We start from the raw sequence: 20,089 nt of genomic DNA, 5'->3' as shown, positions 1-20,089 counted from the left end.
CCAGAACCATGCGCACGGCACGTTCACGGACTTCAGGGGAGTAGGTCGTAGTCTTTTTCATGGCCTCATCTTCTCAAGAGTTGAGGCCTCCACGAAACCCGGGGCGGTTCACATCTTCTCAAGAGTTGAGGCCTCCACGAAACCCGGGGCGGTTCAGGGAGTCTTCGGGTACATTGCGAGTACACGTCATTTCGATGTGATGTGCGCGTCCTTCCAGCGAAGTAAAGGACTTCATGAAGAAATAAGAACGTGGAGTACCTTAACACTGAAGTCGAGAGTTTTTATTGTGAGTGCTATGTTAGTTGGTGCACTATGGCCGAAATTGGCACTTCGGCAGGGGTGGCTAGATCGGGAGGGTAATCGGAACTTTCCACCCTTTTTAAACGGCGTCTGAAATGGGCGTTCTATATGGAATTTCTCGGTGCGGGATGGCTGATCTTGGGGGCGCGCTGATCAAGCTTGGAAAAATATAGCTTTCGAATATGATTCACTTCGAGGTGACGCGTACAGTATCCCGAGTATGATGTTGTGCTGATACAGAGATCCATATGATTGATCTCAGTGACTGGCCCGTGGCCTTAAGGCTGGGGTATGCGACGCATTTGGAAGAAGTGGCGAAGACGGCGTGGTATTTGAAATGTGGTGGGTATGTGGCGATTGGGTTGGGGACAACTTCGTCCTATTTGAAAGTGCAGGAGGCGTGCCTGGCAGGGGGATTCGGTTCACCGAGACTGGGAGCTTTTCTGGAGGGTTGGCGGGCGGCGCCGCAGGTGGATTTTTCGGTGGTAAAGCAGTGAGCGCGATATGCGTGGTTTTCGGTATTTATGGACGTGCGGTTTGTGGTTTGGCCACTGGGGGCGGTGCTTCGTTTGTGGGGGAACGCTAGGTAACGAGATTGGAGAGACTGCAGGGGAGGTCATTTGCGAATGGATGCCACATTGATCCCCAATCCGCGCAATTGGCCGGTGAGCTATCAGATGATCGTACTTTTAGTACCAGCTATCAGCTTTTTGATTGGAATGGCCATGATCGCCAGATTCGCTTGGGGGAGTGATTTCGAGAGGGCCATGGCAGCCTTACGCAGCAGCAGTTGGCTGGAGCTCCAGAAGGGTATTTGGGGTACTACTGCCTTTGGTTCTCGATGGATTTTGTTGGGCATGATCAGCGGGGTTTTGGCATGGCCTGGAAGGCATATCAGGCGAGGGGAGCTTGATGCGCATGAATTACGTTGTTTTCCCGCAGACCTCAAGCGGCGTCTGCTTGCTGGGGAGGTGATCATGCTGAGTGGGCTTGTCCTACTCTGCACCGCGGTAGGATTGTATAGATTTCATGGACACTAGCTGGCGAACCTGCGGTAGCAACCCCCCTCGCGACCACAGCCGACAAGGGGCTTTCGCCGTGTCAGGGATCAGCCTGGACAGCGTGTTATATGTTTGCCGACTGATACGCCGATTGATCCCTGGGGCCTAGCTCAAGGCCGCGCCTTTGGTCTCGTCCGAGACATGCGGTGTCCCGGACAAGCCTCCCACAGGTCCCTGCTAAATCAATGAGTTAGCGTTTGTTCTATGAGCTTGCCGGTGATGGTCCGCATATGCAGCCCCGCCATCCTCAATGCTGCTTGGCCTGCCTGATCCGCCGCAGGATCACCAGCAGCACCAGCGCCACCACCGGCGCCATCCCCAGCAGCGCTTCGCGCGCCGTCAGCCCCGCCCCCAGTACATTCAGCCCGCCATACAGCAGCTTGAACAGGCTCAGCAGGTAGTAGGTGATGGCGATGATCGACAGCCCCTCGACCGCCCGCTGGATCTTCACCTGGGCATCGGCCCGGGCATTGAGGCTGCGCAGGATCTCGGCATTCTGCTCTTCCATCTCCACCTGCACCCGCGCCTGCAGCAGGTCGCCCAGGTTGGCCACGTTCTTGGCCAGCTGCTCGAGGCGCTGTTCGGTGGCGGCGCAGTAGCGCACGGTCGGCTTGAAACGCCGCTCGATGAACACCCCCAGGCGCTGGCAGTCGCCCACGTGGGTTTCGCGCAATTCACCCAGGCGCTCGAACACCAGTTGCGCATAGGCCTGGGTGGCGCCGAAGCGGTGGCGGGTCTTCACGGTGCGGCTGACCACCTGCCGCGAGAGGTGGGCGATGGCTTCGAGCAGGGCCTTGGAGTCATGGCCGGCGACGCTGGCGCTGCGTTCGGAGAGGCTGACCAGGGTCCTGTCGAAGGCGTCCAGCTCCTGGCCGAGGGCCTTGGCGTCGGTCAGGGTCAGCGAGGCCATCATGCGGTAGGTCTCGATTTCCAGCAGGCGACGGATCATCCGGCCCTGGCGGTAGGCATTGAGCCGCCGGTTGACGAACAACAGGCGGTTGGTGCCATCGTCGGTCAGGCGAAAGTCGCTCCACACCACCGCGTCGCCACCGCCGACGCAGGAGCCGCAGGGGTCCTTGAAGCCGTAGCGGGTCAGGTCCAGGTCCTGCTCGCCGCGTACCAGCACCTGTACCGCGTTGATCACCTGTGCCGCCTGCGGCGCGATGGCCTCGGCGAGCACCTGGGGCAAGGACTGCCAGCTCGCATCATGGGTGGCGCAGGGTACGACCAGGGTCAGGGTGAAGAACTCGGCATGGCGCTCCCACTTGAACGGATGACCGTCCAGCCGGGTGATGCCTTGGACCGCCTCGCTGTCGAAGGCGCCCGGGCAGCAGCGCTGCAACAGGGCCTGGCAGGCGGCATCGTCGCCCAGCAGGGCCAGGTGATGGACATGGGCCGGCTCGTCGAAATACAGCGACGGGCGGGCGTGCAGTTCGTTGTGCAGGGTGGTGCGTTGCGGGTGCATGGGAGGTCTGGCCTGGTGTTGTGGTTGTTGGGGCTACCAGGGGTGGGACTTTCCGACGGTGGGTAAAAGTCACCTGGAACACCAGGCTTTTGTGGTGACGGTACTGTCGCTTTCGCGGGGGAATACCCGCTGAGCGTAACGTAAAAGCCCCTCGCGACAACTGTCGACAAGGGGGGCGTCGTGTCAGCGATCAGCCAAGACAGCGCGTCACATGCTTCACCGACTGATACGCCGACAACCCCCAGGGCCCGAGTTCACGGCCGATGCCGCTGCCCTTGGTGCCGCCCCACGAAGTCTCGACGAACACCGCCTGCACCGAGTTGATCCACACATGGCCGACTTCCAGCGCATCGGCCACGCGCTCGGCGCGTTCGAGGTCGGCGCTGCAGACGGTGGCGACCAGGCCGAAGCGGCTGTCGTTGGCCTGGGCGATGGCCTGCGCCTCGGTGGCAAAGCGCCGGGCACACAGCACCGGGCCGAAGATTTCCTCGACCCACAGGCGGCTGTTCTCGGGCACGTCCACGTACAGCGTCGGGCTAACGAACCAGCCTTCGCGGTCCAGCACCTGGCCGCCGGCGAGGCAGCGCAGGCCTTCCTCGCGGGCGGTGGCGAAGTAGCCGGCGACCTTCAGCCATTGCGCCTGGCTGGTCAACGGCCCCATCGCCACGTCCTCGGCCTGTGGGTTGCCGACCCGCATCCGTTCCAGGGCCGATTGCAGGCGTGGCAGCAGGGTGTCGGCGATGCCGTCCTGCACCAGCAGCCGCGAGGTGGCCGAGCACATCTGCCCAGCGTTCCAGGTGATGCCGGCGACGATCCATTCCACGGCCTGGTCCGGGTCGCAGTCGTCGAACACCACGATCGCGGACTTGCCGCCCAACTCCAAGGTCACCGGGCGGCATTGGGCTGCGGCGGCGCGCATGACCTGGCTGCCGACGCCGTTGCTGCCGGTGAACGACAGCTTGTCCAGGCCGTTGTGGTTGCTCAATGCCGCGCCGGTCTCGGCCTTGCCGTTGACGATGTTGAGCACGCCGGCGGGCAGGCCCAGCGTATCGGCGATCTGGCCGTAGGCCTGCTCGATCAGCGGGGTGATCTCCGACGGCTTGAGCACCACGGTGCAGCCGGCGGCCAGGGCCGGGGCGAGTTTCCAGGCGCTGGTCACCAAGGGGAAGTTCCACGGCACGATCAAACCGACGACGCCGACCGGCTCCAGGCGCGTGCGGGCGGTGAAGCCCGGGGCGGCGAGGGGGACGTCGCGGTTCTTTTGCGGCAGTCGTTCGGCAAGGTCGGCGTAGTAGCCGAAGGTGGCCACGGCGTCGTCCAGGTCGATCTCGGCTTCGTGGCGTGGCTTGCCGTTGTTGCGCATCTGCAGGGCGATCAGCGCTTCGCGGCGCTGGCCCAACTGCTCGGCGAAGCCACGCAGGTAGCGGGCACGCTCGCTGGCGGCGACGTTCTTCCAGGACGCCAGGGCACGGCGCGCCGCCACCACGGCCTGGTCGACCTGGGCGGTGCTCGCCGACATCAGCTCGGCGAACGGTTGGCCAAGCGATGGGTCATGCACGGTGAGGCAATCGTTGCCCTGGCCTTCGACCCAGCGGCCGTCGATGTAGTGAGGTGTGGTCATGGTCGGATTCCAGTCAGGCCATTTCGGCGGTGGTCACAGGCGTCGACGGTGCATGTTTGCAACGCACCCAGCGCGGTCCATTCGGGCCATAGACGCCGGCGGGTTCAGGGAACAGGTTGAGCAGGGCCAGGTACAGCACGCCAGCCAGGCCCAGGGTGACCGGCAGGCTCAGGTCGATGCCGCCGGCAAGCGCGCCGAGCGGGCCGACGAACTGCCCTGGCAGGTTGACGAAGCACAGGCCCACCGCCGCGCTGGGGACCCAGGCGCCCATGCCGCGCCAGTTCCAACCGTGGTGGAACCAGTAATGGCCACCGCGTTGGCCGCGGGTGAACACCTGCAGGTCGTCGGCATGGTAGAAGCCACGGCGGGTGACCAGGCCGATGATCATGATCACCATCCAGGGGCTGGTGCAGGTGATGATCAGCACGGCGAAGGTGGACACGCTCTGCACCAGGTTGAAGGTGAAGCGGCCGATGAAAATGAAGGCGATCGCCGCCACGCCGATCAGCAGGGTGGCTCCGGCGCGGCTGAGCAGGCGGGGGAACACGCTGGACATGTCCAGCCCGGTGCCGTACAGCGCCGTGGTACCGGTGGACATGCCGCCGATCACCGCGATCAGGCAAACCGGCAGGAAGAACCAGTTCGGTGAGATCGCCAGCAGGCCGCCGACATAATTGTTGGCGGCGATGTAGTCGGGGGCCTGGCTGGCCACCAAGGTGGCCGTGCACAGGCCGAACAGGAAGGGGATCAGCGTCGCGGCCTGGGCAGCGATCACCGCCAGCATGATGCGTGCCTTGGGCGTTTCGCGGGGGATGTAGCGCGACCAGTCGCCAAGGAAGGCGCCGAACGACACCGGATTGCTCATGGCCAGGATCGCCGCGCCGACGAACGCTGCCCAGAAGCCGGCCTGGCCGAGGCTGACGCTGCCGGCGAAGCCCATGTCGAAAGGCCCGGCGAAGGCGACGATGCCGAGCAGGAACAGCAGGCTCGAGGCCCACACGGCGATCTTGTTCACCCAGAGCATGAAGCGGAAACCGAAGATGCACACCACCAGCACCAGTACCGCGAACAGGCCGTAGGCCAGGCCCAGGGTCAGGTCGGTTTCCGGCAGCCCGGCCAAGCGCTTGGCGCCGCCCACCAGGGCATCGCCGGAGCTCCACACGGAGAGGGAGAAGAACGCCACGGCGGTGAGCAGCGACAGGAACGACCCGACGATACGCCCGTGCACGCCGAAGTGCGCACCGGACGATACTGCGTTGTTGGTGCCGTTGAGTGCGCCGAACAGGCCCATGGGGGCGAGGATCAGTGCGCCGATGCCGACGCCGAGCAGGATCGCCCAGGCCCCGGCCTGGAACGACAGGCCGAACAATACCGGGAAGCTGCCGAGCACGGCAGTGGCGAAGGTGTTGGCCCCGCCGAAGATCAGGCGGAACAGGTCCAGTGGGGAGGCGTCGCGTTGATCGTCGGGGATCTGTTCGACGCCGTTGGTCTCGATACCGGTCGAGTGGCTCATGGCAAGGCTCCAGCGCGGTTGTTGTAGGTCGGCGCCGGGGCGCGGACCCTCTTGTGGTTGCGTTGGCAGTGCGGCAAGGCCGCGGAAAACGTCAGCTAGGAGGCGACCGACAAATGCTCGTGGCAGGCCAGCCAGCGTTCGCCGTGGCGGCGCAAGACGATGGTCTCGCGCTCGGCCAGTTGGTGCTCCTGGCCAGCGATGCGGATGCGCGTGGCCACGTCGTGCATGAACACCGCCACCTCGCCTTGCAGGCTGACATGGGCATTGTCGGAGCGGCATTCGAGCACGGTGAAGCCCTCGGCCTGCCACTGCGCCCATAAGGTTTCATAGGCACGGCGCGATAGCAGTGGTTGCGGCAGGCTGTGGAAGAGGAAGGTGGCGTCTTCGCTGAAGCAGGCGAAGTAGCGGGCGGTATCGTTGCTGGCGAAGGCGGCGACGAGGTCGGCGCCAGCCTGGCGTACCTGGAGGGTCTGGTCCACGGGCGTGGCCTCACGATTATTGTGATTGTTGGTGAGGCGATTCTGGTGAGGGTTGCCGTTGGGAAAAATCGCTGGAGGCAAATAATCAGTTCAGGAATTCGTGAACCAATGCGCTCGCCTTTACCCCGACTATGCCAGTGGATAAGGTGACGGCAATCGTTGGGTAGCAGTCGTTGGCATACCCTATCTGCGTCCCGTTATTGTCAGGCATCCCACGCTTATGGAACTGCATGCATGAGTAACTACCTGCCGCCGTTGACCTTGACACCACGCATGCTGGGGCTGGTTGCACAGATCAGCGAACATGTGGGGCTGTTGGCGGCGTCTCGTGATGACGTGCTTACGCCACAACTGCGACGAGGCAACCGTATACGCACCATCCAGGCATCGCTGGCCATAGAGAACAACACGCTGAGTGTGGAGCAGGTGACGGCGTTACTGGATGGCAAGCAGGTACTGGGGCTGCCACGTGAGATCCAGGAGGTGCGGAATGCGTTCGCCGCCTATGATGCGATGTCCACGTGGCGGCCAGATCGCCAGGCCGATCTGCTGGCTGCTCATGGCTTGCTGATGAGTGGCCTGATCGAGGATGCCGGGCATTTCCGTCAGGGCGGAGTAGGCATCTATCGCGGAGCGCGCCTGCTGCATATGGCGCCACCGGCCAGTCGTGTGGCGATGCTGATACAAGACCTTCTTCATTGGCTCGGGCAAAGCGACTGGCACCCCTTGATTGCCAGCTGTGTGTTTCAGTACGAATTCGAGTTCATTCATCCGTTCGCCGACGGAAATGGACGCATGGGACGATTATGGCAGACCTTGATCCTTAGTCGTTGGCGTCCGGTGCTGGCATACCTACCGGTGGAAACAGTGATATGTGCGCAACAGGATGCTTACTACAGCGCGCTCGCGGCAGCTGATCAGGCGGCCGAGGCGACCCCGTTCGTGGAGTTCATGTTGCAAGCGTTACGCCAAGCGCTGGTCGAGGCCCATGAAAGCGATCAAGTAAGCGATCAAGTAGCGCGTCTGATCCAGCAGTTACAACCCGGTGTGGCGTTGAAGGCCAACGAGCTCATGCAACGCTTGGGGCTTTCGTATCGTCCGACGTTCAACAAGAACTACCTCAAGCCTGCCCTTGCGGCAGGCTTGATCGAAATGACCGATCCCGCATCGCCCCGTAGCCCCAGGCAGCAGTATCGACGAGTCATCACGTGATTCGGCGCCTATAAAGGGCAAACTCGTGGGGCAAGCCTCAGTGCCAGCCTCTTAAGCTGTGTGTAGCAATGCAGCCCCACGTCCCGGTCAGTTCGCTTCCCGTACCGCACTGAGAAACGCCCGGGTCCTCTCCTGCTGGGGATTCTCGTACACCTGCGCTGGCGTGCCCTGCTCGTGGATCTGGCCTTTGTAGAAGAAGCACACCCGGTCGGCGAACTCGCGGGCGAAGCCCATCTGGTGGGTGACCATGAGCATGGTCAGGTTGTGCTCGCTGCCGAGCCGGCGGATCACGTTGAGCACCTCGCCGCACAGCTCGGGGTCCAGGGCCGAGGTCACTTCGTCGAACAGCATCACCTTCGGCCGCATGGCCAGGGCCCGGGCGATCGCCACGCGTTGCTGCTGGCCGCCGGAAAGCTGCGACGGGTAGTGATCGAACTTGTTGCCCAGGCCGACCATCTCCAGCAACTCGGCAGCCCGCTCGCGGGCCTCGGCGGGCTTGATGCCGAGCACCTGCACCGGCGCCTCGATGACGTTCTGCAGGGCGCTCATGTGCGGGAACAGGTTGAAGCTCTGGAACACCATGCCGATCTTCGAGCGCACCTTGCGCACATGGCGTTCACTGGCCGTGACCAGGCCGCCGTTGCGCCCGGGCATGTGCGTCAGCGATTCGCCGTCGACTTCGATCGTGCCCTGGTCGATGCCTTCCAGGGTCATCAGCACGCGCAGGAGGGTCGACTTGCCCGAGCCGCTGGGGCCGATGATCGCCACCTTCTCTCCAGGGGCGATATCCAGGTTGAGACCATCGAGCACGGTGAAGCTGCCGTAGCGCTTGGTCACGTCGCGGAAGCTGACGATTGGCTGGGCAATGGCCGGTGCTGGCATGGCGTGGTCCCGCTGCAGGGGGCTGGTGGTGACAGTGGCGAGGTTCGAGACAGGCGCGATCATTAGCGTAACTCCAGGCGCACTTCAAGGCGCCGAACCAGATAGGCCAGAGCGACGCTCAAGGCCAGGAAGAACAGACCGACCAGGGTGATCGGCTCCAGGTAGCGGAAGCTCTCGGAACCGACGTTCTTGGCCTGCTGCATGATTTCCACCACGGTGATGGCCGACAACACCGGGGTGTCCTTGAGCATGGCGATCAGGTAGTTGCCCAGCGGCGGCAGGATCGGTCGGATCGCCTGGGGCAGGATGATCGTGCGGTAGGCGGTCCAGGGCGCGAAATTCAGCGCCACCACCGCTTCCCACTGGCTGCGCGGCACGGCATCGAGCCCGCCACGGTAGACCTCGGCGATGTAGCAGGCATAGTGCAGGCCGATGCCGAGGATGCCCGCCTGCATGGCAGTCATGTTCACGCCGTAGTTGGGCAGCACGTAGTACAGGAAGTACACCTGGATCAGCAGCGGCGTGCTGCGGATGAACTCGATCACCAAAGTCACCGGCCAGGCGATCCACACCTGCCGGCTGCGCCGGCCGATGGCCAGGAACAGGCCAAGGACGATGGCGATCAGAAAGCCCACCAGGGTGATGCCCAGGGTCTTGAGCGAAGCCTGCAGCAGGTCGGGCAGGATCTGCGCGACGTAGTTCCAGTCCCAGACGTTCATGACAGGCTCCCCCGCAGGCGACCACGGCCCAGGCGTCGTTCGACGGCGCGCATGGTGAAGTTGATGACCTGCGCCAGGACGAAGTACAGCAGCAGGGTGAGGCTGAAGATCTCCAGGGTCTGGAAGGTCGCCTGGTCCAGCTGGCGGGCGCGGAAGCTCAGGTCCGACAGGGTGATCAGCGACACCAGCGAGGTGTTCTTGAGCAGCTCGATCAACAAGTTGGTGCCCGGCGCGATCGCCGCCAGCAGGGCCTGGGGCAGGATGATCCGGCGAAAGCGCGTGGCCGACGACATGTTGAGGGCTGTGCAGGCTTCGTACTGGCCCTTGGCGACCGAGCTGATGGCGCCGCGCATCACTTCGGCGCCATAGGCACCGATGTGCAGCCCGAGGCCGACGATCGCCACGGTGTAGGAGCTCATTTCGAGATTGAAAGGCGGCAGTGGCAGCACGAAGAACAGCCAGAACAGCTGCACCAGCAGCGAGGTGCCGCGGAACAGCTCGATGTAGGCCACGCAGAACCAGCTCAGGGGCCGCCAGGACGAGCGCCGGCCGAGGGCGGCGAGGATCGCGGCGACGATGGCCAGCAGCGAGCCGAAGAAGGTGACCTGGATGGTGATCCAGGCGCCTTGCAGTAACAACGGTATCAATTCACCCATGGGTTCGACCTGAATAATCGGACTACGCAGGGAACGGCATGGCAAGTGCCATGCCACCTCGATTCATTGCTGGGCACAGAGCTCGGCAGCGGTCTTCTCGGTCACGTTGGAGCGGTCGAAGCCGAAGGGCTCCACGGTCTTGAGGTGCTCCTCGCTGCCTAGCCAGCGCTTGAGCTCGGCGTTGACCGCATCGCGCAGGTCCTTGTCTTCGGGACGGAAGGCCAGGGCGCCGTAACCGGTGTGGGCCGGGTCGTCGGTGAAGTCGCTGATCGCCTCGACCTTTTCGCCGCCTTTGCGGGCCAGGCCCTTCATGGTCAGTTGCGTGCCCACCGCGGCATCGGCGCGGCCGGCACGTACCGCCTGCAATTGCGCGGTGGTATCCGGCACCTGGAGGATCTGCGCGTCCTTGACCCCCGAGTCGCGGGCGTAGGCGAGGTTGACCGTGCCGGCCATGATCGCCAGCTTGACATCGGGGTTGCCGGCGACGTCGGCATAGCTGTGCAGGTTCTTCGGATTGCCCTTGGCCACCAGCAGGGTGTCGGGCAGGGCGTACTGCGGGTCGGTGAAGATCACCTGCTTGCAGCGCGCTGGGGTGATGTACATGCCGGCGGCGATGACATCGAAGCGGCCTGCGCGCAGGCCAGGGATCAGCGAACCCCATTCGGTGAGCACGCCATCGACCTGCTTGATGCCCATCTTCTCGAAGATGACCTTGGCGATCTCGGGCGACTCGCCCGTGACCCGGCCATCGGTCTCGGTGAAGGCGAAGGGCGTCTCGTTGGCGTAGCCGATGCGGATGCGGCTGTTTTCCTTGATGGTGTCCAGGGTGGCGGCCTGGGCGCTGGCGGCAAGGCCAAAGGCGGCACAGGTGACCAGCAGGCGCTTGAACGGGGATGGCACGATGGGGGAAGGCTGGCTCATCAATGAATCTCCTGTTTTGTTATCAAACCGTCGCCGACGGCTCTGTGTTAGGAGGCAGTGGAGCAAAACAGCGGATGCACGGTGGCTTTTCGTTCGATCAACCGACGACGCGAGCGTTCCGGCACCGGTCGACAGGGATCTTGTTCGATGCTGCCGGGGCAGCCTGGCGTCGACCATGGCCGGAGCATACAAAAGCTCCGGCGCCGATGGCATTGCACTAGGACAATTGCCCGAAGATCCCACACGAGCGATGCTGTGTCCTGACCCCGGCCAGCGAAGCGATGCCCCATGGAAAACTGGAAGACAGCCCTCGACGCGGCTCGCATTGGCGAGTCCAAGTACAAGATCCTGGTCCAGGCGATCACCGGCGAGATCGAGCGTGGCGTGCTGCTGCACGATCAGCGCCTGCCGCCGCAGCGGCAGGTCGCCGATGCCTTGGGCATCAGCGTGCAGACCGTGACCAATGCCTACAAGGAACTGGAGCGCCAGGGCCTGGTGCGCTGCGAGATTGGCCGTGGCAGCTTCGTCAGTCGGCGCATGAGCGACCGGGTGGCGGACGACATCATCGACCTGCCCGAGCGCACCCTGGTGGATTTCTCCATCACCCGCATCCTGCACACCCAGGCGCACGAGCGGATCTGGCGCGAGACCTGTGCCGAGCTCAGCCAGGAGGACGAGCAGCCGTGGATCCACGCCTACCGCCCCATCGCCGGTTTCGAAAGCCATCGCGAGGCGGCGGTGCGCTGGTTGGCCGGGCTGGGCATGACGGTCGAGCGCGACGACGTGCTGGTCACCAATGGCGCTGCACATGCGATCTTCCTGGCCTTGGCCTCGCTGGCCGGCCCCGACGACGTGGTGCTGTGCGAAGGCCTGACCGACCATGGCGTCATCGGCAATTCGCAGGTGCTGGGGTTCACCCTCAAGGGCCTGGAGATGGATCGCGATGGCATCGACCCGGAGCATTTCGAGGATATCTGCAGCAACGAGCGGGTCACCGCGCTGGTGTGCACGCCGAACCTCAACAACCCGACCACCAGCCTGATGCCCGATGCCCGCCGCCGGGAGATCGCCGAAATCGCCCGGCGTTTTGGCGTGCACATCATCGAGGACGATGTGTACGGCCCGCTCTTGGGCGGGCGTCATGCCCGGCCGATCAGCCACTACGCCCCGGAGCTGTCGTTCTACTGCACCAGCATGACCAAGTCGGTGCTCACCGGGCTGCGGGTCGGCTACCTGGCGATGCCCAAGCGCCTGGCGCTGCGTACCGAGAGTATCCTGCGGGTCAACAGCTGGATGGCCACGCCGCTGGTGGCGGAGATCGCCACCCGCTGGATCAACGATGGCCGTGCCGTGCAGTTGGTGGAGTTGCAGCGCAAGCTGCTTGCCGGGCGGCAGGCGATGGTCCGTGAGTACCTGGGCGACTACCTGCAGGGCAACCCGGTCCAGGCATTGGCGGCCTGGTTGGACATCCCGCCGCACTGGGAGGTCGACAGCCTGGTGCGGGCCTTGCGCCGCCGGCAGATCGCGGTGACGCCGCCGGAGCCATTCCTGGTACGTGGCACGCCACGGCCGCGGGCGGTACGCCTGTGCGTGGGGGCCGAGTGTTCGGATGCCAAGATGCGCCAGGCGTTGGCCGACATGCGCGAGCTGTTCGGGCAGTATCCGCAGATTCATGAGTTGTGAGCAGCAGGGGGCCGTCTAACTGGATGACACGCTTGTGCAATGCGCATTTCATGTGATCGGCTCAACCCCTGGAGCGGGCTTGCCCGCGAATGGGGCAGCACAGGCGATGCAAAATAAAAAATGTCCGGCAAATTGACCTAGTACATTCATCACGACAATTTGCCGCTCTTAGACTCCGCCCAACACCAGGCCACTTGTTGGGACGCGGTCATGTCAGAGCTCTCGCTTCACGATATCCACCTTGCCCGCCAGCGTATCCAGGGGCTCGTGCGCCGCACGCCGTTGGAACACTCCCCGAGCCTGAGCCGCATCGCCGGCGCACCGGTCTACCTGAAGCTCGAATCCCAGCAACTCACCGGCAGTTTCAAGCTGCGCGGCGCCAGCAATGCAGTCGCGGCCCTTGCCCCGGACCTGCGGGCGCGTGGCGTGGTCACCGCCTCCACCGGCAACCATGGCCGGGCACTGGCCTACGCCGCGTCGCAGTTGGGTGTGCGCGCCACCGTCTATCTCTCGCACCTGGTACCAGCCAACAAGGTCCAGGCGATCCGCGACTTGGGCGCCGAGGTGTGCATCGTCGGCCACTCCCAGGACGATGCCCAGCACGCGGCCCTGCAGCATGCCCATGAGCAGGGCGCGGCGCTGGTCCCGCCCTTCGACGATCCGGCGGTGATCGCCGGCCAGGGCACCTTGGGCCTGGAGATCGTCGAACAACTGCCCGAGGTCGGCCAGGTACTCGTGCCGCTGTCCGGCGGCGGCCTGTTCGCCGGCGTGGCGCTGGCCCTTAAAAGCATCAAGCCGGCCATCACCACCCATGGCATCAGCATGACCCGTGGCGCGGCAATGCACGCCAGCCTGCAGGCTGGCCGCCCGGTCGAGGTCGAGGAGCTGCCGACCCTGGCCGACTCCCTCGGCGGCGGTATCGGCCTGGACAACCGCCACACCTTCACCCTGACCCAGCGCCTGCTCGACCAAGTGCACCTGCTGGCGGAAACCTCGATCGCCAATGCCATGCGCCATGCCTACCAGCAGGAGCGCCAGGTGGTCGAGGGCGCCGGTGCGGTGGGCATCGCCGCGTTGCTCGACGGCCTGGTGCCGGCCCGTGGACCGATCGTAGTGGTGGTCAGCGGCCGCAACGTCGATACCGTACAGCACTTGCGGGTGATGAACGGCGGCGACGCCTGAGGTCTTTTCTTTTCGTTCACTGGAGGTTTTCCGATGCCCGCCATCACCTTGCTCAGCGAAGCCGACCTGCGTGACTGCATCTGCCTCGACCGCGCCGCGGTCGATACCATCGAGCAGGCCTTCGCCCTGCTGGCCACGGCGCAGGTGGCGATGCCGCCGATCCTGCGCCTGGACGTGCCCGAGCACAACGGCGAGGTGGACGTGAAGACCGCCTACCTGCCGGGCATCGCGCGCTTCGCGATCAAGGTCAGCCCCGGCTTCTTCGACAACCCCAAGCTCGGCCTGCCCAGCCTCAACGGCATGATGATGCTGTTGTCGGCACGCACCGGCTTGCTGGATGCCCTGTTGCTCGACAACGGCTACCTCACCGCCGTGCGCACCGCCGCGGCCGGCGCGGTAGCGGCACGTTGGCTGGCCCGTGAAGACAGCCGCTGCGTGGCGCTGATCGGCAGTGGCGAGCAAGCCCGCCTGCAGTTGCAGGCGCTGCGCCTGGTGCGGCCGATCGAGCGGGTGCATCTGTGGGCGCGCGACCCGGCCAAGGCCGCGGCGCTGGGCGATGAACTCGGCCGCGATGGCGGCTTGCAGGTGCTGGTGTGCGACAGCATCGACCAGGCCATGCAGGGTGCGGACATCGCCATCACCTGCACCCCCAGCCGCGAACCGCTGCTCCAGCCTCATCACCTGCACCCCGGCCTGCACATCACCGCCATGGGCTCGGATGCCGAGCACAAGAACGAGATCGCCCCGCAGGTGGTGGCTGAGGTCGACCGCTACGTCGCCGACCGCCTCGGCCAGACCCGCGTGCTGGGCGAGCTGCACCATGCCTTGCGCGCCGGCCTGGTCCACGACGACGGCGCCTTCTGCGAACTCGGCCAGGTCATCGCCGGGCAGCAGCCGGGCCGTACCAGTGCCGGTCAGATCACCCTGTGCGACCTGACCGGCACCGGCGCCCAGGACACCGCCATCGCCAACCTGGCCTTCGAGCGTGCGCTGGCCGCTGGCAAGGGCCTGGCCTTCGCCAGCTGAAGAATCTTCCAACCCCACTCAACAGAGGGCATTGCAATGTCTCAGTCAGTGGTCAACCTGCCGTTCAGCCGGCAGGAGTACGCCCAGCGCCTGGCCCGGACCCGCGCCGCCATGCAGGCGCAGGGCCTGGAGCTGTTGCTGGTCACCGATCCGTCGAACATGGCCTGGCTGACCGGCTACGACGGCTGGTCGTTCTACGTGCACCAGTGCGTGTTGCTGGCGCTCGATGGCGAGCCGATCTGGTTCGGCCGTGGCCAGGATGCCAATGGCGCCAAGCGCACGGTGTTCATGGCCCACGACAACATCGTCGGCTACCCGGACATCTACGTGCAGTCACGTGAGCGCCATCCGATGGACTACCTGTGCCAGGAGGTGATCCTGGCCAAGGGCTGGGGCGCCTTGAACATCGGCGTGGAGATGGACAACTACTACTTCAGCGCCGCGGCCTACCAGGCCCTGTGCCGGCACCTGCCGCAGGCGACCTTCAGCGATGCCGCCGGGTTGGTCAACTGGCAGCGGGCGGTGAAGTCGCCCCAGGAAATCGAATACATGCGCATCGCCGCGCGCATCGTCGAGAAGATGCATGGGCGCATCCTCGAGCGCATCGAGCCGGGCATGCGCAAGAACGAGCTGGTGGCCGAGATCTACAGCAGCGGTATCCTCGGCGTCGACGGCCACGGCGGTGACTACCCGGCGATCGTGCCGTTGCTGCCGACCGGCGCCGACGCCAGCGCCCCGCACCTGACCTGGGACGATTCGCCGTTCGTCACCGGCGCGGGGACCTTCTTCGAGATCGCCGGCTGCTACAAGCGCTACCACTGCCCGCTGTCGCGCACGGTCTACCTGGGCAAGCCGCCGCCGCACTTCCTCGAAGGCGAGAAGGCCGTGGTCGAGGGCATCGCCGCGGGGCTCGAGGCTGCAAGGCCTGGCAACACCACGGGAGACATCGCCCGGGCGTTCTTCGGTGTGCTGGAGAAGTTCGGCATCCACAAGGACAGCCGCTGCGGCTACCCGATCGGTATCAGTTATCCGCCGGACTGGGGCGAGCGCACCATGAGCCTGCGCCCGAGCGACAGCAGCGTGTTGCAACCGGGCATGACCTTCCACTTCATGCCGGGTCTGTGGATGGACGACTGGGGTCTGGAAATCACCGAAAGCATCCTGATCACCGAGACCGGGGTCGAGACCCTGTGCAACGTGCCGCGCCAGCTGTTCGTGAAGGATTGAGCCATGAATGCATTTGCAGACAGCGCCCCACAAGCGACGAACCCGATCAGCAGCACCGTGGACTTCGAGCGCGACGGTGTGCAGCACGGCTTTCTCAAGCTGCCGTATTCGCGCGACGACTCGGCCTGGGGCGCAGTGATGATCCCGATCACCGTGGTGAAGCACGGCAGCGGGCCGACTGCCCTGTTGACCGGCGGCAACCATGGCGATGAGTACGAGGGGCCGGTGGCCCTGAGCAAGCTGGCGCAGCGGCTGCAGGCCGAGCAGGTCAGCGGGCGGGTGATCATCGTGCCCTTCATGAACACCCCGGCGTTCCAGGCCGGTCGGCGTACCTCGCCGATCGACAAGGGCAATCTCAACCGTAGCTTCCCGGGCAAGCCTGACGGCACCGTGACGGAAAAGATCGCCGACTATTTCCGCCGCACCCTGCTGCCGCTGGCCGATATCGTCCTGGATATCCATTCCGGCGGCAGGACCCTGGACTTCCTGCCGTTCGCGGCCTGCCACGTGCTGCCCGACAAGGACCAACAGGCGCGTTGCGAAGCGGGCATGCGGGCGTTCTCGGCGCCGTACAGCATGCGCATGCTCGAGCAGGACGCCCAGGCCATGTACGACACTGCGGCCGAGGCCCAGGGCAAGGTGTTCGTCACCACCGAGCTGGGCGGCGGCGGCACCTCCACGGCCAAGAGCGTGGCCTTGGCCGAGCGCGGCGTGCACAACCTGCTGGTGCATGCCGGCATCCTCGAAGGCGAGGTCCAGGCCAGCGCGTCGATCATGCTCGACATGCCCGACGGCGACTGCTTCATCGCCAGCGAACACGACGGCCTGCTGGAGATGTGCCGCGACCTTGGCGACACGGTCAGCCAGGGCGAGGTCATCGCCCGCGTCCATGACATCAAGCGCACCGGCAGCGCCCCGATCGAATACCGCGCTCGACGCGGCGGCCTGCTGGCCGCCCGGCATTTCCCCGGCCTGGTGCAATGCGGCGACACCCTGGCGGTGATCGCCGACGTGCTGTAGCGCACCAGGCTTCGGCCGCGCCATTACAAGAGGTATGGAGAACAGCTCATGTCACACCAATACCCGTTCAGAAACCTGTGCCACGTCGACGGCCAATGGCTGCACAGCAACAGTGGCAACAGCATCGCCGTGCTCGACCCGGCCAACCGCCAGGTCATCGACCATGTACCGTTGCTCGAGCATGAACAGATCGTCGCCGCGGTGGATGCCGCGCAGCGTGCCTTCGTGCCTTGGCGCCAGCAAAGCCTGGAGGCGCGGGCAGCTTTGCTGCGGCGCTGGGGCGAACTGCTCCTGGAGCACCAGGAAGCGCTGGCGCGCATCCTCAGTCGGGAGCAGGGCAAGCCACTGGCCGAAGCGCGCGGCGAAATCGCCTATGCGGCCAGCTTCATCCCCTGGTTCGCCGAGCAGGCGCGGCGCCTGTATGGCCAGACCATTCCCAGTCACATCCCTGGGGCCCAACTGGGGACCGTGAAGGAGCCGGTGGGTGTCTGCGCGTTGCTCACGCCGTGGAACTTCCCCAGCGCCATGATCACCCGCAAGGCCGCTGCCGCACTGGCCGCCGGCTGCACCGTGGTGGTCAAGCCAGCCCACGAGACACCGTTCTCGGCACTGGCCCTGGCGCAGTTGGCCGAAGAGGCGGGCTTGCCTGCCGGTGTGTTCAACGTGGTCATCGGCGAACCGCAGATGGCCATGGAGACCCTGGTGCGCGACCCGCGCGTGCGTTCGGTCAGCTTCACCGGCTCCACCCGGGTCGGCAAGCTGGTGCTGCAGGCCGCTGCCCACGACGTCAAGAAGGTCGCCCTGGAGCTGGGAGGCAACGCGCCGTTCATCGTCTGCGCCGATGCCGACCTGGAGCTGGCGGTGAAGGTCGCGGTCGCGGCCAAGTTCCAGACCTCGGGGCAGGACTGCTGCGCGGCCAACCGGATCATGGTCCAGCGCCCGTTGTACGAGGCCTTCCTGGCGCGCTTCGCCGAAGCGGTACGGGCCTTGAAGGTCGGGTCGGCGATGCTCGATGGCGAGGAAACCCACGTCGACATCGGGCCGCTGATGCACCAGGCCGCCTTCGATGCCACGGCCGAGCGGGTCGAGGACGCCATCGCCCACGGCGCCCGACGCCTGGTCGGCGGCGAAGCCCATGCCCTGGGGGGCTGGTTCTACCAACCTACCGTGTTGGCGGATGTCACGCCGCAGATGCGCATTTACCAGGAAGAGAATTTCGCGCCCATCGCCGGGGTGATGCCGTTCGACACCCTGGAGCAGGCCATCGAAATGGCCAATGACACCGAGTACGGCCTGGCCGCCTACATCTGTTCCAACCGTCTGGATGTGGTCCACCCGCTGATCCGCCGGCTGGACCATGCCATGGTCGCGGTCAACGGCGTGAAGTTCACCGGCCATCCGATCCCGTTCGGCGGCATGAAGGCCTCGGGCCTGGGGCGTGAAGGCGGCAGCGAGGGCTTCGAGCCCTTCGTCGAGACCAAATACTTTTGCTTGCACCATCAAGGTCAGTTCTAAGGAGCGTTTGCCATGAGCCAAGAATTCAGCCAGCTGTTCGAGCAGGACCGTGCCCATTTCATGCACCCCTCGACCCACGCCCACGACCATGCCAGTGGCGCGCTCAAGGGGCGGATCATCACCGGCGCCGAGGGCATCCGCCTGCGCGACCACGAAGGCCGCGAGCTGATCGATGCCTTCGCTGGCCTGTACTGCGTGAACATCGGCTACGGTCGCAGCGAAGTCGCCGACGCGATCCACAAGCAGGCCAAGGAGCTGGCCTACTACCACACCTACGTGGGGCACTCGACCGAGGCGATCATCGAGCTGTCCAGCCGCATCATCGACTGGGCGCCGGCGGGGATGAAGAAGGTCTACTACGGCCTGTCTGGCTCCGACGCCAACGAGACCCAGGTCAAGCTGGTGCGCTACTACAACAACATCCTCGGACGGCCGCAAAAGAAGAAGATCATCTCCCGCGACCGTGGCTACCATGGCTCGGGCATCATGACCGGCAGCCTCACCGGCCTGCCCAGCTTTCACCAGCACTTCGACCTGCCGGTGGAAGGGGTCAAGCACACGGTGTGCCCGCACTGGTACCGCAAGGCGCCGGCCGGCATGGACGAGCAGGCTTTCGTGCGCTATTGCGCCGATGAGCTGGAGAAGCTGATCCTCGCCGAAGGCCCGGACACCGTTGCCGCCTTCATCGGCGAGCCGCTGATGGGCACCGGCGGCATCATCGTCCCGCCCAAGGGCTACTGGGCGGCGATCCAGGCAGTGTTGGACAAGTACGATGTGCTGCTGATCGCCGACGAGGTGGTGTGCGCCTTCGGCCGCCTGGGCTCGAAGATGGGCAGCCAGCGCTACGGCATCCGCCCCGACCTGATCACCACCGCCAAGGGCCTGACCAGTGCCTACGCGCCGCTGTCGGCGGTGATCGTCGGCGAGAAGGTGTGGAACGTGATCGAGGAGGGTTCGCGCAAGGACGGGGCCATGGGCCATGGCTGGACCTATTCCGGCCACCCGATCTGCGCGGCCGCTGCCCTGGCCAACCTGGACATCCTCGAGCGTGAGGACCTGACCGGCAATGCCGAGGTGGTGGGGGCGTACCTGAACCAGCGCATGCGCGAGACCTTCGAAGGGCACCCGCTGGTCGGCGAGGTGCGTGGGGACGGCATGCTGTGTGCCGTGGAGTTCATGGCCGACCGGGAGGCGCGCACGGCGTTCGACCCGACGCTGAAGGTCGGGCCGCAGGTGTCGGCGGCGTGCCTGGAGCGCGGCATGATCGCCCGGGCCATGCCCCACGGCGATATCCTCGGCTTCGCGCCGCCGCTGGTGTTGGGCAAGGACGATGCCGAGCGGATCGTCGCGATCACCAAGGCGGCGGTCGATGAGGTGGCCGGGAAGGTGCTTGGCTGACGGTACCTGAGGCCGCTGTTCTGGGGCCGCTTTGCGGCCCATCGCGGGCAAGCCCGCTCCCACAGGTTCGGCGTCGATCTCAAGAACGGCGCGGTCTCTGTGGGAGATCACCCAGCCCTTCCGGGCTGCGCTGTCGCGCAGCAAACATGAGGCGTATGACTTCAGATCTGCGGCGGCGCTGACATTTTGAAAAAGAAAAGGCGGCTGGC

Annotated in this window: 17 protein-coding genes; 9 read left to right on the top strand and 8 right to left on the bottom strand. The window is 65.0% G+C overall.

The genetic code is table 11. The features are described from left to right. Window positions 1–548: 548 nt before the first annotated feature. A complete protein-coding gene (locus NJF35_RS23995) occupies window positions 549–797 on the top strand; it encodes a hypothetical protein (RefSeq protein ID WP_225788486.1) in 249 nt (82 codons plus the stop codon). Between the two features lie 811 nt (window positions 798–1,608). Here NJF35_RS23995 and NJF35_RS23990 read toward each other — a convergent pair. The 4 genes from NJF35_RS23990 to NJF35_RS23975 all read right to left on the bottom strand — a co-directional run bounded on the left by NJF35_RS23990 (window position 1,609) and on the right by NJF35_RS23975 (window position 6,439). Continuing rightward, window positions 1,609–2,826, bottom strand: coding sequence for a DUF3422 domain-containing protein (locus NJF35_RS23990; protein WP_225788487.1), 1,218 nt, complete (start codon window positions 2,824–2,826; stop codon window positions 1,609–1,611). Window positions 2,827–3,016: 190 nt separating this feature from the next. Beyond that, window positions 3,017–4,447: an aldehyde dehydrogenase family protein gene (locus NJF35_RS23985; RefSeq protein WP_253091572.1), complete on the bottom strand. Its 1,431-nt coding sequence runs from the start codon at window positions 4,445–4,447 to the stop codon at window positions 3,017–3,019. Between the two features lie 13 nt (window positions 4,448–4,460). Continuing rightward, a complete protein-coding gene (locus NJF35_RS23980; RefSeq protein ID WP_253081229.1) occupies window positions 4,461–5,960 on the bottom strand; it encodes a purine-cytosine permease family protein in 1,500 nt (499 codons plus the stop codon). 95 nt (window positions 5,961–6,055) lie between these two features. Continuing rightward, complete coding sequence (locus NJF35_RS23975) at window positions 6,056–6,439, bottom strand: YybH family protein (RefSeq protein WP_225788490.1); 384 nt, start codon at window positions 6,437–6,439, stop codon at window positions 6,056–6,058. Between the two features lie 234 nt (window positions 6,440–6,673). Here NJF35_RS23975 and NJF35_RS23970 point away from each other — a divergent pair, with 234 nt between their 5' ends. Beyond that, entirely contained in the window at window positions 6,674–7,651 is a 978-nt protein-coding gene (locus tag NJF35_RS23970) for a Fic family protein (RefSeq protein ID WP_225788491.1), read from the top strand. An 87-nt stretch (window positions 7,652–7,738) separates the two neighbouring features. Here NJF35_RS23970 and ehuA read toward each other — a convergent pair whose 3' ends face one another. The 4 genes from ehuA to ehuB form a co-directional block, all read right to left on the bottom strand. Further along, window positions 7,739–8,596 (bottom strand): ectoine/hydroxyectoine ABC transporter ATP-binding protein EhuA, encoded by an 858-nt coding sequence (gene ehuA, locus NJF35_RS23965; RefSeq protein ID WP_410045818.1) that lies wholly within the window; start codon window positions 8,594–8,596, stop codon window positions 7,739–7,741. Then, window positions 8,596–9,252, bottom strand: coding sequence for an ectoine/hydroxyectoine ABC transporter permease subunit EhuD (gene ehuD, locus NJF35_RS23960; RefSeq protein ID WP_225788492.1), 657 nt, complete (start codon window positions 9,250–9,252; stop codon window positions 8,596–8,598). The genes ehuA and ehuD overlap by 1 nt, the downstream gene beginning before the upstream one ends. Next, entirely contained in the window at window positions 9,249–9,908 is a 660-nt protein-coding gene (gene ehuC, locus NJF35_RS23955) for an ectoine/hydroxyectoine ABC transporter permease subunit EhuC (protein ID WP_225788493.1), read from the bottom strand. The genes ehuD and ehuC overlap by 4 nt, the downstream gene beginning before the upstream one ends. A 63-nt stretch (window positions 9,909–9,971) precedes the next feature. Beyond that, entirely contained in the window at window positions 9,972–10,829 is an 858-nt protein-coding gene (gene ehuB / locus NJF35_RS23950) for an ectoine/hydroxyectoine ABC transporter substrate-binding protein EhuB (protein ID WP_225788494.1), read from the bottom strand. A gap of 288 nt (window positions 10,830–11,117) precedes the next feature. Here ehuB and NJF35_RS23945 point away from each other — a divergent pair, with 288 nt between their 5' ends. From NJF35_RS23945 to NJF35_RS23915, 7 genes are all read left to right on the top strand, one after another. After that, window positions 11,118–12,512, top strand: coding sequence for a PLP-dependent aminotransferase family protein (locus tag NJF35_RS23945; protein ID WP_225788495.1), 1,395 nt, complete (start codon window positions 11,118–11,120; stop codon window positions 12,510–12,512). A 210-nt stretch (window positions 12,513–12,722) separates the two neighbouring features. Next, window positions 12,723–13,694: a hydroxyectoine utilization dehydratase EutB gene (eutB, locus tag NJF35_RS23940; protein WP_253091571.1), complete on the top strand. Its 972-nt coding sequence runs from the start codon at window positions 12,723–12,725 to the stop codon at window positions 13,692–13,694. Window positions 13,695–13,727: 33 nt separating this feature from the next. Further along, window positions 13,728–14,720 carry an ectoine utilization protein EutC gene (gene eutC, locus NJF35_RS23935; RefSeq protein WP_253081223.1) on the top strand — a complete coding sequence of 331 codons (993 nt, stop codon included), beginning with the start codon at window positions 13,728–13,730 and terminating at the stop codon, window positions 14,718–14,720. A 36-nt stretch (window positions 14,721–14,756) separates the two neighbouring features. Next, a complete protein-coding gene (gene doeA, locus NJF35_RS23930; protein WP_225788498.1) occupies window positions 14,757–15,947 on the top strand; it encodes an ectoine hydrolase DoeA in 1,191 nt (396 codons plus the stop codon). Between the two features lie 3 nt (window positions 15,948–15,950). Then, window positions 15,951–16,967, top strand: coding sequence for a N(2)-acetyl-L-2,4-diaminobutanoate deacetylase DoeB (doeB, locus tag NJF35_RS23925; protein ID WP_225788499.1), 1,017 nt, complete (start codon window positions 15,951–15,953; stop codon window positions 16,965–16,967). A gap of 48 nt (window positions 16,968–17,015) precedes the next feature. After that, window positions 17,016–18,482 carry an NAD-dependent succinate-semialdehyde dehydrogenase gene (locus tag NJF35_RS23920; protein ID WP_253091570.1) on the top strand — a complete coding sequence of 489 codons (1,467 nt, stop codon included), beginning with the start codon at window positions 17,016–17,018 and terminating at the stop codon, window positions 18,480–18,482. A 12-nt stretch (window positions 18,483–18,494) separates the two neighbouring features. Further along, window positions 18,495–19,880: an aspartate aminotransferase family protein gene (locus NJF35_RS23915; protein WP_253091569.1), complete on the top strand. Its 1,386-nt coding sequence runs from the start codon at window positions 18,495–18,497 to the stop codon at window positions 19,878–19,880. The last annotated feature ends 209 nt before the right edge of the window (window positions 19,881–20,089 follow it).

Source organism: Pseudomonas guariconensis (genome assembly GCF_024127895.1).
GTDB classification, from domain to species: domain Bacteria; phylum Pseudomonadota; class Gammaproteobacteria; order Pseudomonadales; family Pseudomonadaceae; genus Aquipseudomonas; species Aquipseudomonas guariconensis_B.
The sequence above is the reverse complement of the archived record's forward strand: the minus strand, read 5'-3'. Positions and strand labels throughout refer to the sequence as shown.